Raw genomic sequence first — 15,698 nt, forward strand, 5'->3', positions numbered from 1 at the left:
CTGCTTGCATCCATCACTTCTTCAACATGATACCTTCCCCGTTTCTTCAAGCGCACAGGTGAAATTGAGCTCGGTAGCTAGTCCAGTCACCTTATTGAATGACACACGTATAGTTAGTTATATAAGATGTTGATTCTGACTACAGAGACGCAGTTAGCTCAGTAGGCAAGCGCATCAGAGGTGGTGCTTGTGACCCCAGTTCACCGTTATCCCCCAACAGCTGATCTGATGGCTGAATTAATCATACAACAATATCCTGCGCCAGTAGTGACCTGGCTCGCTTGTACCATATGGCGACCCAACAAACAGAAGAGGAGAGGTGGGCTCAAAAAACCGATTCCGCACTCGCACTCACCTTTTCTAAATCACACCCCCAACATCGAACGGCATGCTCTTTATAAGGAGAGCAGCCCCTAAGGGATTACTTGCTATCTACTACGCTTGATTCCTTCGCGGGATAGATCAACCGCTAAGGCATTTCCTCTCGAATTCATTATAGCTCCATTTTTTAAGAAATCGGTAGAGACATGCATCCAAACTCTTCTCGAGTCATTTCACGAAACAGAAATGCGCTCGGATCCACTACCCCACGCACTTTTTGCTGACCTGCTTCGTTATAGGCATGGAGATACACATAGACACGAGGACATCCCTTGATCACATCCGCCAACCGTTTGAGAGCAACTTTTAGCACAGAAGGGGGATTATTGAAAGCCCCTTGCCCCACCAAGGTTAGATGGACAGGAACGTTTTGCTGAGCGATCAGGCTCCGGATCACCGCAAGTTTGCCAATCACCTCATACTGTGTCCCCACGACAAACCGGCAAAACTGGGCCCCGATCGAATCATCTTGCGGCATGCTCACCCCCTGATAGGACGGGGCTGCTGAAAATACCTGCAATTGAACACGGCCTGAAGCCTCACATTGAACCCACTGAGCAAGAACGCGCATCTTGCTCACTCTCTGTTTAACATAATTAAACACCCCACTAAGCTGATCATCTGGGATCTTGAAAAGTTCCAGATATCCGTTTTGATAGTAGCTTTGATGATTAGCAGGAAGAAGCATCGTCAACGCATGATGCAATTTTTGAGCTCTAACCGCAGCTGTACGATGAAGAGCAGCTGCGCCAGCTTCTATCGATCCTTGAGGCCCCTGCGTGGAATCATACAAATAAGCGGAAACAGGAGTGATTTGATTGTTCGGGGATTCCAAGAAGTTAAACTGACTCGCCAATTGTAAAATGCTGTTTTTGGCAAGCGGCACTTCATGAAGGAAATTGACACTGACCCCTTTGACCATGGTCAACGTGGGGAGTGTCGTATCGAGAGAAGAAGGAGGATTCTTTTTTTGCCAATATTGATAGGCACTGTCGATACTTGCTACCGTCCACGTAGGTGGACCAGGAATCTGGCTGAGCGACGTAATCATCTCATCCTCGCTCTGATCAAAGGTATCCTGTATCCAGTTCGGTGTCCTTCCTGCACCTACTCCTTCTGCCCGCCGCGCATTCTGTAAAGAGGACAAGGTCTGATACCGCTTGATTCCTGTCTGCGCCAACTGCGACACAGTGGGGTCATAAGTGGGAGCTTCAATGTAAGCATTGAATTCCTGGATCGTTTCATTCATCGGATGGAATCCCTCTCGCAAGCTGAAAAACAACAGAGACTCCTCACTACAGAAGGCCATGTAATAGTCTGATGCCCTTTCTTAAACAAAAGCTACCTTCCATCATCACAAGCTAAGTAGACATCAAAATGCGATTTGCGCAGCGAGCTCTGTTAGTATACCCTCATTCTTGCACTATGTTCTCAGCTATTGATTTTGTCCAGCCTTTGTAGCACCCTCTCTAATAATTTACAAAATATACAAGATGTTGTTGACACACCAAATGATTCCACTATATGTTGTGCTTGTTGCTGGTATTTGCCCGCAAGAGCAATAAAAAGGGAATCTGGTACAAATCCAGGGCTGCCCCGCAGCGGTCAACGAGAACAAGTCCACCAATACGCACTGATCATTGATTGGGAAGCAGATGGTAGTAAGAATGTGGTCTCACCCACAAAATCGCAAGCCTGAAGACCTGTCAGCATCCCTTTCTGGAAGATATCCAGAAAGGCCCGTTCGAAATCCTCGAGGGAGGATGTTCTGAAAAGAAGCGCTCGCTTCTTGCTCTGTCCATTCTTCTCTCCATCCACCTTTTACCCAACAGTTCTTAATCTATTGAATCTTAATGCCGGGAGGAGAATCATGAATAGCGCTACCATGCTATCTGTAGGCTATCCACATGCACATTCGTCGACCAAAAGAAGCAAAGGGGCGGAATACGAAACCACTTTCCTTCCCTTCCATGGAGCAAACCACGTGCGGAAGCGTAAGGGGCACCTCGAGCGGATCGATCGAGAGAAATTGCTCCGTTCAGTCACGTCCTGTTGCCAGGAATTATCTGGAGTGGAGCCAGATCGAATCATCACCAAAGTCCTCTCAAGCCTACAGGATGGCACCTCCACCACCGAATTAACCAAGCTTCTCATTCAGACTGCAGCCTCTCTCACAGCTGAAGAGCCTGACTACAGCCAGCTCGCAACACGCCTTCTTCTAACTTCTATCCACAAGGAAGTAGCCAATCAGAAAATCCTCTCATTCCTCGACTCGATCACCATGGCTTATGAGAGTGGGCTCCTCCATGAGAGAATGCTCACAAGGGCACGGGAATACGCCTCCGTCTTTGAAGAGACCATTAGGGATTGCCCTCCTTCCCCATTCGATTACATAGGTCTTCAGACAATCTATGATCGATATTTGTTAAGGCATCCGACAGAACATCATGTCGTAGAAACACCATCTTATTTCTGGATGCGAATTGCAGTCGCACTATCGCGTTCAACAGAAGAGGCCTTACAGCTTTTTCATCTTTTTGCATCGCTTGAATATCTACCTAGTTCCCCCACCTTATTCAATGCAGGGACCCGTCACGAACAGCTTTCCTCCTGTTTCTTACTTGACTCTCCAGAAGATTCACTGGAAAGCATCTACCAGCGATATACTGAAATTGCGCTGCTTTCAAAATTCTCTGGGGGGATCGGGATAGCCTATCACCGCGTCCGAGCACAAGGTTCGCGAATCGAAAGCACCAATGGGCGTTCAAGCGGAATCATCCCCTGGCTCAAAACACTCGATTCTTCTGTGGCAGCAGTGAACCAGGGAGGAAGGAGGAAAGGGGCCTGCTGCGTGTATCTAGAACCATGGCACATGGATATCGATGATTTCCTGGAATTGCGAGACAACACAGGGGATGAAGCCCGTCGCACCCACAATCTTCATATTGCACACTGGATCCCGGATCTCTTCATGAAACGCGTTGAAGAAGACCAGCTCTGGTCTCTCTTTGATCCCAAAACCGTACCACATTTTCCTGATTTATACGGAGAGTCCTTTAAACAAGCATATGAAGCAGCAGAACAAGCTGGCCTCGCTGTCAAGACTGTCAAAGCACGTCAGCTCTATGGGCGCATGATGCGCATGCTGGCTCAAACAGGAAATGGATGGATGAATTTCAAGGACACCTGCAACAGGACTTGTAATCAAACTGCAAAACCAGGAAGAGTTCTTCACTCATCGAATTTATGTACGGAAATTCTCGAGGTTACTTCTTCAGGAGAGGTAGCCGTATGCAATCTAGGGTCTATCAACCTCGGACGTCACACCAAGCAGAATTCTCAAGGCCACATTGTTCTCGATGAAGACAAGCTAAGATATACAATTACCACTGCGGTGCGGCAGCTGAATCGTGTCATCGATCTTACCTTCTACCCTATTCCTACTGCTTCTGCTTCGAACCAGCGCTGGCGACCTATAGGACTTGGATGGATGGGGCTACACGATCTCTTCCTTCAGATGCGTCTCCCTTTCGACAGTCCAGAAGCTCAAGAACTCTCGACTCATATTGCGGAAGAGATCTATTTCCATGCGCTGTCCACATCCTGTGATCTCGCAGAACAAGAAGGGGCCCATCCAGCTTTTTCGGAGACACGAGCCGCACAAGGGAAACTGCAGTTCGATTCCTGGGGTGTTCAACCTAAAAACATGGATCGGTGGATTCAACTGAAGCAGCGGATTCAGACCGTAGGCCTGCGCAATTCTCTATTGATCGCGATCGCCCCCACCGCCACGATCTCATCGATTGCAGGCTGCTCTGAATGTATCGAGCCCAGGGTTTCCAATTTATTCAAACGGGAGACACTATCCGGTGATTTTCTTCAAATGAACCGCTACTTGGTTGAAGCGCTCAAGAGCCTCAATCTGTGGAACAAATCGATCCGTCATCAGATCAAGGCAGCGGATGGTTCTATTCAGTCGATTGAAGAAATCCCTGCTGCCACCCGAAAGCTCTTTCGGACAGCCTGGGAGCTCCCCATGCGACCTCTGATCGATATGGCCGCAGCCCGCGGGGCTTTCATTGACCAGAGCCAATCGCTTAATTTGTTTATGGAGTCCCCTACGCTCGATCAGCTAAGCTCGATGTACATGTACGCATGGAAGAAGGGAATTAAAACAACGTACTACTTACGTTCGAGACCGGCCACGAGAATTGCGAAAACTACTGTAGAAGGAGCTTTAAAAACAGGGGTTCAGGCATTAGGGATTCGGAATGGGAATTCCTCCCATTCACCCACTGCGTGCGCTCTCGAGAATCCAGAAACATGTGAGGCCTGCCAATGAGATCAATCAACACAATGCCTCGCCTTCTCGATCCCGGTTTTGATCTGACCCTTCGTCCCATGCACTATCCTATTTTTTACGACATGTATAACCATGCCATCCGTAATACGTGGACAGTAGAAGAAGTCGATTTTTCTTCTGATTTGATCGATCTTAATCAACGGTTTTCTCCTGGAAAGCACCACTTAATTCAACGTCTCGTGACTTTCTTTGCGACAGGGGACACAATTGTAGCGAATAATCTCGTTCTCAATTTCTACCAACATATTAATTCCCCTGAGGGAAGGATGTATTTATCTAGGCAGCTTGCTGAAGAGGCTGAACATGTACGGTTTTATTTAACTCTTCTCGATACTTATATGCCTGATCCCGCTGAACGAGAAAAGGCATTCGCCGCGGTAGAGCACATTCCCAGCATAAGGCAGAAGGCTCAGTTCTGCTTCCGGTGGATCGATTCACTGCGTCATATCACCCGTCTTCAAACGAAGGAAGATCGGAGGATGTTTCTCCTCAATCTCATATGCTTCGGAGCCTGTATCGAAGGTCTCTTCTTTTTTGCTGCATTTGCATATGTTTATTTTTTAAGATCGCAGGGGCTTCTGCATGGTTTATCTACAGGAACCAATTGGGTCTTTCGAGATGAGAGCATGCATATGGCGTTTGCGTTTGAAGTGGTTCGGATTACACGGGAGGAGGAGCCTGATCTTTTTGACCATACGATGAAAGAGAATGTCGTGCAGATGTTGGAAGAAGCAATTCAATGTGAGCTTCAGTTTGCGATGGATCTGCTTGAAATAGGTGTCAATGGGCTGTCCATTCAAGATGTCCACCAATATCTGAAGTTTGTGGCTGACCAGCGTCTCAATATGCTTGATCTTTCCAAACACTTTAAGGGGACTAACCCCTTCCCTTTTATGGATCTTCAAGACGTGCAGGAACTGACTCATTTCTTCGAGCGCCGAGCCTCCGCCTACCAAGTTGGGATTAAAGGGGGGGTGTCTTTCGACGCACCATTTTAACTACCCCTTTCTCTAAAGACCCATCACCTACGTTCTCTCACTTAAAATAAATGATGGGTACGGGAAGTGGAGGGGTTGTGGTGGAAGTGACAGAGTAGGAAGAGGGGATAGAGACAGCAGAGTGGAGAGGAAAAATACACATCCCCGGGAGGACGGGAGGAACCCGATGTTTGAGCCAAGTGCGTTAGGGAAGGACCCTAGTCCTCCCGGGGATGTGTATTTTTCCTCTCCACTTCCTCCCTCCTTCCCGCCTATCCCGGACCTCACGTGCTATTCGCATGCCATCCTCTTCCCTCCCCCACCAATCCTTATCCAAGGAGCCATTGCCCGTCAGCCACCATCACCACACAATGCCTCCCCCAAACAAGACCTCCAAAGACAGAAGAACCCCTTGCAACCAGATGGATTCACCCTATAATTTACTCCTGCACAAAAACTACAGGAGATCTTTATGCCTTCTTTCGAACTGACCCCTCCCTCTGGCACTCGTGATTTTCTTCCCGAAATAGTCAAGCTTCGCGATCAAGTGATTTCGACGATCAAAGGGGTATTCGAGCGATTCGGATTCGTTCCACTAGAAACTCCAGCGTTTGAACGGATTGAAGTCATCACTGGCAAGTACGGAGAAGAAGGAGAAAAATTAATTTTCAAAATTCTCAAGCGCGGCACACAAGCAGCAACAGGCGAGACAGACTTTGCACTACGCTATGATTTTACAGTACCTCTGGCTCGTGTCGTAGCCCTCTACCGCAATCAACTGGGATCCATTTTCAAACGATATCAGATCGGTCCTGTCTGGCGAGCAGACCATCCAGCCAAAGGACGCTTCAGGGAATTCTATCAGTGCGATATCGACACTGTTGGAAATTGTTCCCCCATTGCAGATGTCGAAACGGTATTCGCAATGACAGAAGTACTTCAAGCACTCCAATTACCAAACTTTACGATCCGTTTCAACTCAAGGAAAGCGCTCAAAGGACTGATGGAAGCATACAACATCACCCCTGAAGATGAACGGAAAGTCATGATCGCACTGGACAAACTAGATAAAATCCCTCTCGAAAAAGCCATTCAAGAGCTGATCGCTCAAGGACTATCCAAGGAAACCATCCAGCAACTCGAAGATGACATTCAATCCTCTTCACCAGAAGAACAAGTACGTCAACGCCTACACAGCTCTGAAATCGGTAAACAGGGGCTCCAGGAAGTAGATCGCTTCCAGCATTGTCTCTCTCCTCTTCTTAAGACAGGAAAGACCGTATTTTCTCCCTTCCTAGCAAGAGGCCTCGATTATTACACAGGCATTATCTTTGAATTTGGGATCGACGGTTTCTCCCCTAGCATAGCAGCTGGAGGCAGATATGACGGCCTCATCGGAATGTTCTCAAAAGGGAATGTACCGGCCTGCGGATGCTCCTTAGGACTCGATCGCCTTCTTTCCTTTCTAGCGGAAAAGCAAATGCGGCAGACAACCAACAGTCCTGAAGCAATAGTCTGCGTGTGGGACGAACATTTCTATCTGTCCGCCCTGCAAACAGCATGTCAACTGCGCGAGAAGGGGATTGACACCGAATGCTACCCTGGACGAGGTGATCTGAGGCAACAACTCCGCTACGCATCTCAGAAAGGAGTCTCCTTCTGCATTCTGCTTGGCCCCCACGAGCAAGCACAAGGAGTTGTTACCCTAAAGGATATGCGATTCGGAATACAATACACGTTGATTCCAGATAAAGTATCTGACGAGATTGTCCGACTGCGCCAGTAGTCATCTCCAACTATAGGCTTGCATCGAGCTTCCTTCCTTGAGCTATCTCTCCTCGCAAATCGCCCCTCGACTGGCGGTTTGTACCCATCCATATTGGAATAAGACCACCATCGCTATGAAGCGAGGCTAAAAAAATCCTTTCTCTCCCTAAACTACTCCCTGTACAGGGATTTCAAGTATTCCCTTTGATCTGAAAATTCAGAAGGAATAAGATCAGCTACAATCTTCCCCTTCTTCAAGACCAAAAGGCGATCCGACATCTGGGTTAAAAAATCGAGGTCGTGCGAGGCAATCAGCATAGTCACCCCCATCTTATGAACGGAACGCAACAGATCGATCACATCCTGGATAGAAGAGACATCCAATCCTGAAGTCGGCTCATCGCATAAGAGAAGGTCTGGATGAATTGCCAATGTCCTTGCAAGAGCCACACGCTGTTTCTGACCACCCGACAACTGATGCGGGAAACGATCTGTCTTCTCTCGCAAGCCGAGCTGCTTGAGAAGCGATAATCCAAGCTCTCGCGCATTCGCATTTCGACCCACTTTCTCCAAGGCATAGGTTACATTCGCTAGCACTGTCATGTGAGGAAAGAGCTGGAAATCCTGAAAAATAAAGCCAGGTCTTCCCGAGCATATAATCTGACCTGCATCCAATGTATCCAATCCCTGAATACAACGCAATAAAGTGGACTTTCCACCCCCTGAAGGACCTGCCAACCCAACAATCCGGTTAGGCTGAACTTCCAAGGAGACACCTTCTAAGACACGATGCCCGTGAAAATCTTTGAGCGCATTAGCAATTTTTAGCATGACCCCACCGTCGCTCTATTCTCTTGCCCAAAAATTCAATCAGAACAACAAAACCATAATAATACGCACCCACAATACAGAGCGGGCCAAAATAGTTAAACTGTTCCGCCGCAAGGGATTGTGCTCGCCGCATCAGATCCATCCCTCCCAATGTAGAAATCAAAGCAGTCTCCTTAAGTAGAGCAATCAATTCATTGATTAAGGCTGGGAACACATTCCTCAACACCTGAGGCAGAATAATATCCTTCCACATGAATCCAGAAGAGATGCCAAGGGTCTTGGCAGCCTCAAACTGACCTTTCGGCAAACTTTCAATCCCCCCCCTCAAAATCTCTGCCACATAGGCAGAGCTATTAAACCCCAAGGTGAGAACTCCCGCTGTAAGAATATCCAACTGGATCCCGAGCACCCCCGGAATCGCAAAATAGAACAGACTGAGCTGAAGCAAGAGAGGGGTCCCACGAGCGATCGAAATAAAACGCTCAATCCAAAAGGCCATCCACCCTTTAAAGCGGAACACAGCAAACAGACATCCCAACACCAAACCAAGAAACACACCTCCCAGCAATAGCTGAAAGGTCATCCCGATCCCCTGACCAATAAATACAACATCTTTGAGGAGATTCATAGCGAGCTCGTTGCCACCCACTTTTGCGCGAGCCGCTTTAGCTCACCTTTTGCTTCAAGATTGTTCACAGCGCGATTGAATTCAGAAAGGAGTGGAGAGCCTTTACGCAATACAATTCCGTATCCATCAGGAGCAGAAGCAATGACCCTAGAGGATAGACCTGAATTTCTCTGACAAAACTCCTGCGCCTGGCTCTTGCCCAAGAGGACAGCATCGATCTGATGCGCTTTAAGCGCCTCGATCAAAGGACTATTGTCGTCCATCGCATGAATCTGAGAGGTAGGCAAACGGTTCTTAAGCCATATCTCCATGGTGGTCCCCAATTGACACCCTACCTTTTTCCACTGCAATGCTTCTGCACTCAAGATGGGATTTCCCTCCTTATAAACAACTGTCAATTCATCCATAAAGTAAGGGATAGAAAAATCAAAACTCTTGGTCCGCTCAGGAGTAATCGTGACACTAGCAAGGACAGCATCGATCTTCTGATTCTGAAGTGCAAGCAACAGAGCGCCAAATTGCATGTCCTGGATCTCTATGTCTTTGTCCAGTTCCTTTCCGATCAAGGAAGCAAGCTCGATGTCAAAACCCCTCAGCTCATGTCCGACCTTATATTCAAAAGGTGGATATGTTGCTGATGTTCCAATATAGATCTTTTTGCTCGATCGCTGCTTTTTACAAGAAAAATAAAACAATAAAAGCAAACTAAGCAGAACAGTGACCACTTTTTTCATGAACACATTCCATCCAAAATTTATTCACTTTTTGAGCTTATAGAGAGCTCACTTGCACTGTCAATCTCAGTCGAATAAAAGATTCTAAAAAGTTATTCCTTCTTCTTACATAAAGCACGCATGGGACACAATATCGCCATCGACACACACATTTTAGAGATCGTGCAAAATTATCAGGTTCGAGAACAGAGAGAGCTGCAAAAGCAACTCAAGCAGCATGGCCACGATGTCCCTCAAGCTACCCTTTCTCGCCGTCTCAAGAAATTAAAAATTGCAAAAATTGATGGTATCTATCAACTCACAGAATTTTATCTGCCCACTATCCCTTCCATCCTGAGCCTGCAAACCTCCGAGTCAGGTCTGATCATCCTGCATACGTATCCAGGACACGCTCATGGTCTCGCTTATTACATCGATCAAAAATATATCATTTCCTCTAGACAGAATCAGTCCCCTCCTCCCAGCGGCATTCTCGCCACCCTAGCCGGGGACGATACCATCCTCATCGTTTTGCGAAGCAAAGCCCATCTTTCTCTGGCGCTAGAGATGTTACGTCGCGACTTTTTAACTCCCCCTTTAAAAAAATAGAACTCCAGGTGGCTCTGCTCATGAATAGCTACAGCTCTTTGGAAAGGAAAGTATATCTTTACTTTATGGAAAAGTAATCTCTCGAGATAGCAAATCTGTGCAATGTCTTGTTAAATCATAAGATTCATAGTACAGGTGTATTTAAAAAGTGCGATCTTGCCATTGCATGAATAGTGTAAGAACCAAAGGGAGGGATTACATGTTTCATGTTAAATGGATCCCAACGTGGAGAACAACAAGGTGATGGCTCTGCCTATTCATCGCCGGCTGCACTGAACATCCTGAAGAGGAACCAACGGTCTTTGCATCCTCTCCCCTATCACCTTAGGAGCCAACGGTGTCTATGGAATCCCCCCCTCTTGGAAGAGGTTAAGACTCATTGACGGGGTATTCCAAAAATGTCTGTGTTAAGGCCTCCATCCTATCCACTCCGATAGAGGTATTCAAATTCTTTCAGAAGAGTCTCTCTGCAAGCAAAATAGGTCATAAAAACGATAACAAGAATTCGAGGGGGAGTAGAAATTCCCAAATAATATCAGAAGACAGCGAAATAAGCGCTTTTTGAGCCTGATCAGATCGCAAGCAAAACCTATATTACCCATCCCTCACCCACCCCATCTCAATCCTGGACTTACCCAAGAAGACGTGGAAGTAGCTTGTCGCAACGTTGTCCGAGAGACAGATCAAAATACTGCGCTATCCTCATCAAACGAGAGCCCTTTTGAAGATCTATTTCCCCCTACACACGGGGATAGCGCAACTAAATCAAGCGAATGGGAACGACCCAAATACCAACTTGTTTCAGGGGGCACGATCGTGTGGGCTTCAGGCCATCTTGCCATCTTTATAGCGAACGACCCTATCCTGGATCACTTAAGAAACCTCTAACATAAGGACCCATCCACCTTTCATCCTTTACGGATTTCCCCGCAACCGATTCAAAAGACACCAGAACACAAAGTTCAGGTCCTTTACATGGACCATGCTGCTATTTACTAGAATCAGGAAACCAACATCGTATTCGACGTGCATGACGAACACCTACTTAAACCAGAAAACCTTAGAAATAAGGGACTCTCTTGGCTATCCCGCGTCTCCTCCCTATTTCTATATATTTCAAAAAGGCCAATTTGTACCAAATTGTCCAGGGGGGAATCATCTACCATCCATTTACTGAAACAACCCCACGGCAATGGACAGGATCCAGGACTCTCTTTTAGCAATGGCACCAGGTCAAAGAAACCTATGGATTCTCTACAGAAAACGCAATTGAAAAAGACGGACTCGAGTCCATCAAATGTTCTCACGGAATCGTGCTTCACGAGACGGATTCCGCCTGCGCAAAAGGAATCAACTTATCGTACGTTACATACCATGAGAATGGAGGTCAAAAACGACTAGGGAATTTCCACGATCTGAAATATCTTCGAACAGAACAAGATAGTTACAAAATGTTGGATAATTGGTGTCAGGGTTGTGCAACGATCTGGTTTTTTGAGAAGGGATGTCTCCTACGTAATCATAAAAATACCACGGTGTGGATATATTTGCTCGTCCGTCAGGAGTGGACACCGCGATTGGTTATAGGCAGATACTTGCCGATCGCTCAATAATAGGATCCTCGATATCAAAACCAAACGCTTGATTAAAAAACGCAGTTTATTGCCGAATGGTACTTTAAGACTGATATTGGAGACGTAATCGATTTAAAGATCAGGCTTGTATAGCAGAAAGAACCACGGAAACAGATAGTGTGGACGGATACGCTCAGCTATCGCGCTACTCTCGAGCCAAAGGGTTCCTGGAGGACACCAACTTCTGATGAGCTCAACGTAATCATGGAGAAAAATCCTGAACAACCTCCGCCTTTATGGAATAGGATTACACGCGATTTCCTACTGAGTCCACCTCAAAACCACACTCCCGACATGGAAGACCAACCGCATTGGTCTTCCACATCGAGGGAAAGTTAAGAGTCCACAATATGGACACGTACTGTTATGTGCGATGCGTGATGCCTTTTGACCAAAATTCAGAAAAAACCGAGAAAAAACTGCATTGACAACCGTTACGAGGCATTCCATAGTTTGGAGCAATGAATATATTCATGACAGGAGCAACAGGATTTATTGGTCGCTCCTTGCTTGCACGACTTCGGAGGGATGGACATCATGTCTGTGCCTGGGTTCGCAATGTACAGCGAGCAAAGGAACTGCTTGGCTCAGAAGCGCAATTGATCCCAGCTGCTGGAGGAATGCAAGCGCTCCAAGATGCGATCGCACCCTGTAAAGGGGTGATTCATCTGGCAGGCGAGCCAATTCTAGGGGAGCGGTGGACAGATGCACGGCGAAAAGCACTCGTAGAGAGCCGTGTAGGGCTTACCCACCAGCTGGTTGAGGCGATGTCTGGAATGCCATCCACCAGTTCACGTGCTTTTGTCTGTGCCAGCGCTACAGGAGTGTATGGTGATCGGGGGGACGAGTGCCTATCCGAAGAGAGTAAAGCGGGAAATGACTTTCTTGCGCAATTATGTCAAGATTGGGAAAAAGAGGCTCGACGGGTTTCCTCCCATGGAATTCGAAGTGTTCAAGTGCGGATTGGAATTGTTCTCGGTCAAGGGGGAGGGGTGCTCGATCGGATCCTTCCTCTCTTCCGCGCTGGTTTAGGGGGATGGATCAGAAATGGTAAACAGTATTGGCCTTGGATTCATCTCAATGATCTTATCGAACTCTTTGTAACAGCCCTGACAGATGAGCGATACGAAGGGCCCATCCACGGAACTAGTCCAAATCCTGTCACAAACCGCACGTGGACACAAGCGCTAGGAAAAGTGTTGAGGCGTCCAATCGTCCTTCCTTTGCCTGCCGTCACTCTAAAAATGGCGTTGGGAGAAGGAGCCACCGTACTCCTTAGGAGTCAACGAGTACTCCCCGTCAAAGCCCAAGCGCTCGGATTTCAATTCCAATATCCATCGTTGGATGTAGCGCTCGCACATATTTTGGATATATCTTCTGTTCATATTCAGTCCATTCCATCTCAACAGGATACCTCTCAAGAGAACCACCCTAAGTCCTCCTATCTCAAGAAGCACCCACCTTCCTACCTGCTCAACACATCCTGTAGGCTTAACAAGAAAGTTGAGGAAGCCTACCATTTTTTCTCAACTCCCGACAACCTCGGATTTCTCACCCCTTCTAAGTTTCATTTCCATATCCAAGAAACACACACTGTAATGGGGCAAGGCACTGAAATCCACTATCGATTACGTCTTGGCCCTATCCCACTCCGGTGGCGAACCAAAATTGAAATCTGGCAGCCAGGCCGCTGTTTTGTAGATTCTCAGCAACAAGGTCCTTACTCTTGCTGGTGGCACGAACACTACTTCGATACGGAAGGGGGGCTTACGGTGATGAAGGATAAGATCTACTACGCACCTCCTTTCGGATGGCTAGGTAGGATTATACACTGGTTGCTGATCGCTCCCGCTCTGCGCGAAATTTTTAGCTACCGGGCTCATATGATTCAATTGCGATTCGGTGTTTCTCACAAAAGTTGAAACAACTTTCAGAAGAACAACTCTCCGGAGAACAAAACAAGACTTTCCGGAATGGAGAGGGAAAGTGGAATTGCCCCAGTCCAAAGGACAGATCAGCCCTCTTCACAGGATTCCCCTTCTTAAGCACTAAAGGAGAGCCTACTTTGATCGACGATCAATGGAATGCTTGTTCCGCAGACCTATTTTAATCTGGACGCAATAGAACTAGATTCCGAATCTAGATCAGAATTCGGTGTTTTAAATACTCTGCAGCAATCTGAAGAAAACGATTGCGAGCAAAAGGGTGGTTGACCACAGGAAGAGGGTAGTTCTCGCCCAAACATACGCCAGCATTGCGCAGAACGGAATCAGGAGCCTGCCATCGACAACAAATGTAAGGAGCGGGCATATGCGCTAATTCCACTACCCAACGACGTATCTCCCCTTTTGGATCGAACTTTTTGCCCTGGGTGATGGGATTGAAGATACGAAAATAAGGTTGTGCATCACAACCACAACCAGCTGACCACTGCCATCCCGCATTGTTATGTGCCCAATCGCCAGCAGTGATGTACTTCATGTAATGGGCTTCGCCATACCAATAATGAATCAGCAAATGCTTCTTCAGAAAACTCGCTGCACTCATCCAAGCGCATTTGTGTACAAAACCCTCCCCAAGCAGCTACCGAGCAGCAGCATCGACGACAGGACACCCTATTTTACCAGAAATCCACGCCTGCTACAGCATCTCATCATACTGCCACGGAAACTCGCGAAAAGAAGCGTAAAAGGGACGCTGTAGCAATTCAGGTCGATCCTACAGGATACTACACACAAACTAACGCCAGAGGAGTTCATCGAGGAAAGAGCGAGCTGGTGCTGGTTCTCCATTGAAAGCACGCACCACCACAGTTCACACTTGACGGACAGAAAGGGTGCCGAATTTTAAATCTGCGGAAAGTTGGCTTGTATAAGGTAAATCCATCCGATCGCGATGAATTGCATAGAGAGGTACGCCTCATCTAGAAAGCACTGGAGTCTCTTCTGCGCTGCATCCTCACCCCCAGGAGGAAGAAAAGCAGGATTCCAGTCAATACCGAGGCATGTCACACGTCGGGATCGCTGCTTGCTCCGTCGCGACATCCGACTGAACGGAGGCAATCGACAAGGTGCTTCAAGCGGTTTCTCAAGGGTTATACTGTGATGGGATGCTTTGGAAAAACTAGTGAACCCAGAATAAGGCGTCCCACTCCCTGTCCGCAGAGTTCCAGGCTTCCCTTCATAGAGCTAGAATCGGTCACCAAGAGCTTGACGCACCTGTCGATCTTGTTTCCGCGCGAATGATTCAACCGCTCGATGAGCCACAACGCGCTCGACCCTCCATGCGTTCAGCCAACCGGGAAGCTACTTCAGCACTCATTCCTGACATCATTCAAGCGAGAACCGAAATGAACGAGAGAGCCCTGCAGCGTACGCAGTGAATCGAGAAAAGACTGAATGCGGTAAGGGAACTCACAGGACCGAGCAGCATTTCCCAGAAATTCGGATCGGGCACGAAAGAGGGGGAAGACCTCATCCACACGAATGGCGTTACAGAGAGGAGTATGATCCGCAACCCGCAAGTCCTTGCCACGAAACCACACAATAGCTCTCATAATCGTAGAACAAGCTCCGGCTGTAGGACTCGAACCTACGACCAAGCGGTTAACAGCCACCCGCTCTACCAACTGAGCTAAGCCGGATCAGCACATTAATTTCCACTCCCTTTTAAAAGCGTCCCCCATCCGATGCAAGTAAAAAGAAAAAAAGAAACGTAAAGTGCTCATCCTGTGGCATAGAACTCATCCTCAACCAAATGGCAGGAGATACGTAATTTGCTTATGCATCGATCATC

13 protein-coding genes, 1 tRNA gene and 1 riboswitch are annotated in these 15,698 nt (G+C 47.4%); of the genes, 7 read left to right on the forward strand and 7 right to left on the reverse strand.

What is annotated here, in order from left to right; all coding sequences use genetic code 11:
- The first annotated feature begins 189 nt into the window (after nucleotides 1–189).
- Nucleotides 190–417 carry a hypothetical protein gene (locus BCY86_RS09845; RefSeq protein ID WP_156865132.1) on the forward strand — a complete coding sequence of 76 codons (228 nt, stop codon included), beginning with the start codon at nucleotides 190–192 and terminating at the stop codon, nucleotides 415–417.
- Nucleotides 418–508: 91 nt separating this feature from the next.
- Here BCY86_RS09845 and BCY86_RS06585 read toward each other — a convergent pair whose 3' ends face one another.
- On the reverse strand, nucleotides 509–1,630 hold the full coding sequence (locus BCY86_RS06585; RefSeq protein WP_156865133.1) for a hypothetical protein: 1,122 nt from the start codon (nucleotides 1,628–1,630) through the stop codon (nucleotides 509–511).
- Nucleotides 1,631–1,904: 274 nt separating this feature from the next.
- A riboswitch (cobalamin riboswitch) is annotated at nucleotides 1,905–2,106 on the forward strand.
- A gap of 145 nt (nucleotides 2,107–2,251) precedes the next feature.
- Between BCY86_RS06585 and BCY86_RS06590 the strand changes: the two genes are divergently transcribed.
- From BCY86_RS06590 to hisS, 3 genes are all read left to right on the forward strand, one after another.
- Nucleotides 2,252–4,723: a ribonucleoside-diphosphate reductase subunit alpha gene (locus BCY86_RS06590; protein WP_245776216.1), complete on the forward strand. Its 2,472-nt coding sequence runs from the start codon at nucleotides 2,252–2,254 to the stop codon at nucleotides 4,721–4,723.
- Entirely contained in the window at nucleotides 4,720–5,742 is a 1,023-nt protein-coding gene (locus BCY86_RS06595) for a ribonucleotide-diphosphate reductase subunit beta (protein WP_075277021.1), read from the forward strand. The genes BCY86_RS06590 and BCY86_RS06595 overlap by 4 nt, the downstream gene beginning before the upstream one ends.
- 451 nt (nucleotides 5,743–6,193) lie before the next feature.
- Nucleotides 6,194–7,507 (forward strand): histidine--tRNA ligase, encoded by a 1,314-nt coding sequence (gene hisS / locus BCY86_RS06605; protein ID WP_075277023.1) that lies wholly within the window; start codon nucleotides 6,194–6,196, stop codon nucleotides 7,505–7,507.
- A 152-nt stretch (nucleotides 7,508–7,659) separates the two neighbouring features.
- On the opposite strand, the gene BCY86_RS06610 is transcribed toward hisS, so the two are convergent.
- From BCY86_RS06610 to BCY86_RS06620, 3 genes are read right to left on the reverse strand one after another with little or no spacing between them, the layout of a single operon-like run.
- Nucleotides 7,660–8,319, reverse strand: coding sequence for an amino acid ABC transporter ATP-binding protein (locus BCY86_RS06610; protein ID WP_075277024.1), 660 nt, complete (start codon nucleotides 8,317–8,319; stop codon nucleotides 7,660–7,662).
- Nucleotides 8,303–8,947, reverse strand: coding sequence for an amino acid ABC transporter permease (locus tag BCY86_RS06615; RefSeq protein ID WP_075277025.1), 645 nt, complete (start codon nucleotides 8,945–8,947; stop codon nucleotides 8,303–8,305). Before BCY86_RS06615 ends, BCY86_RS06610 begins: the two co-directional genes overlap by 17 nt.
- Complete coding sequence (locus tag BCY86_RS06620) at nucleotides 8,944–9,681, reverse strand: ABC transporter substrate-binding protein (protein WP_075277026.1); 738 nt, start codon at nucleotides 9,679–9,681, stop codon at nucleotides 8,944–8,946. Before BCY86_RS06620 ends, BCY86_RS06615 begins: the two co-directional genes overlap by 4 nt.
- Nucleotides 9,682–9,801: 120 nt before the next feature.
- Here BCY86_RS06620 and BCY86_RS06625 point away from each other — a divergent pair, with 120 nt between their 5' ends.
- The 3 genes from BCY86_RS06625 to BCY86_RS06640 all read left to right on the forward strand — a co-directional run bounded on the left by BCY86_RS06625 (nucleotide 9,802) and on the right by BCY86_RS06640 (nucleotide 13,825).
- Nucleotides 9,802–10,269 (forward strand): arginine repressor, encoded by a 468-nt coding sequence (locus BCY86_RS06625; RefSeq protein WP_075277027.1) that lies wholly within the window; start codon nucleotides 9,802–9,804, stop codon nucleotides 10,267–10,269.
- 561 nt (nucleotides 10,270–10,830) lie between these two features.
- Nucleotides 10,831–11,157, forward strand: a complete 327-nt coding sequence (locus tag BCY86_RS06635; protein WP_075277029.1) for a hypothetical protein — start codon at nucleotides 10,831–10,833, stop codon at nucleotides 11,155–11,157.
- Between the two features lie 1,207 nt (nucleotides 11,158–12,364).
- Nucleotides 12,365–13,825 carry a TIGR01777 family oxidoreductase gene (locus tag BCY86_RS06640; protein ID WP_083604248.1) on the forward strand — a complete coding sequence of 487 codons (1,461 nt, stop codon included), beginning with the start codon at nucleotides 12,365–12,367 and terminating at the stop codon, nucleotides 13,823–13,825.
- Nucleotides 13,826–14,042: 217 nt separating this feature from the next.
- On the opposite strand, the gene BCY86_RS06645 is transcribed toward BCY86_RS06640, so the two are convergent.
- From BCY86_RS06645 to BCY86_RS06660, 3 genes are all read right to left on the reverse strand, one after another.
- Nucleotides 14,043–14,486, reverse strand: coding sequence for an FAD-binding domain-containing protein (locus BCY86_RS06645; protein WP_275935856.1), 444 nt, complete (start codon nucleotides 14,484–14,486; stop codon nucleotides 14,043–14,045).
- Nucleotides 14,487–15,213: 727 nt separating this feature from the next.
- Nucleotides 15,214–15,504, reverse strand: coding sequence for a deoxyribodipyrimidine photo-lyase (locus BCY86_RS06655; protein ID WP_075277033.1), 291 nt, complete (start codon nucleotides 15,502–15,504; stop codon nucleotides 15,214–15,216).
- Nucleotides 15,474–15,546: transfer RNA gene (locus BCY86_RS06660), tRNA-Asn, on the reverse strand. The genes BCY86_RS06655 and BCY86_RS06660 overlap by 31 nt, the downstream gene beginning before the upstream one ends.
- Nucleotides 15,547–15,698: the final 152 nt, after the last annotated feature.

The sequence above is a fragment of the Pajaroellobacter abortibovis genome (assembly GCF_001931505.1).
Classification (GTDB): domain Bacteria; phylum Myxococcota_A; class Polyangia; order Polyangiales; family Polyangiaceae; genus Pajaroellobacter; species Pajaroellobacter abortibovis.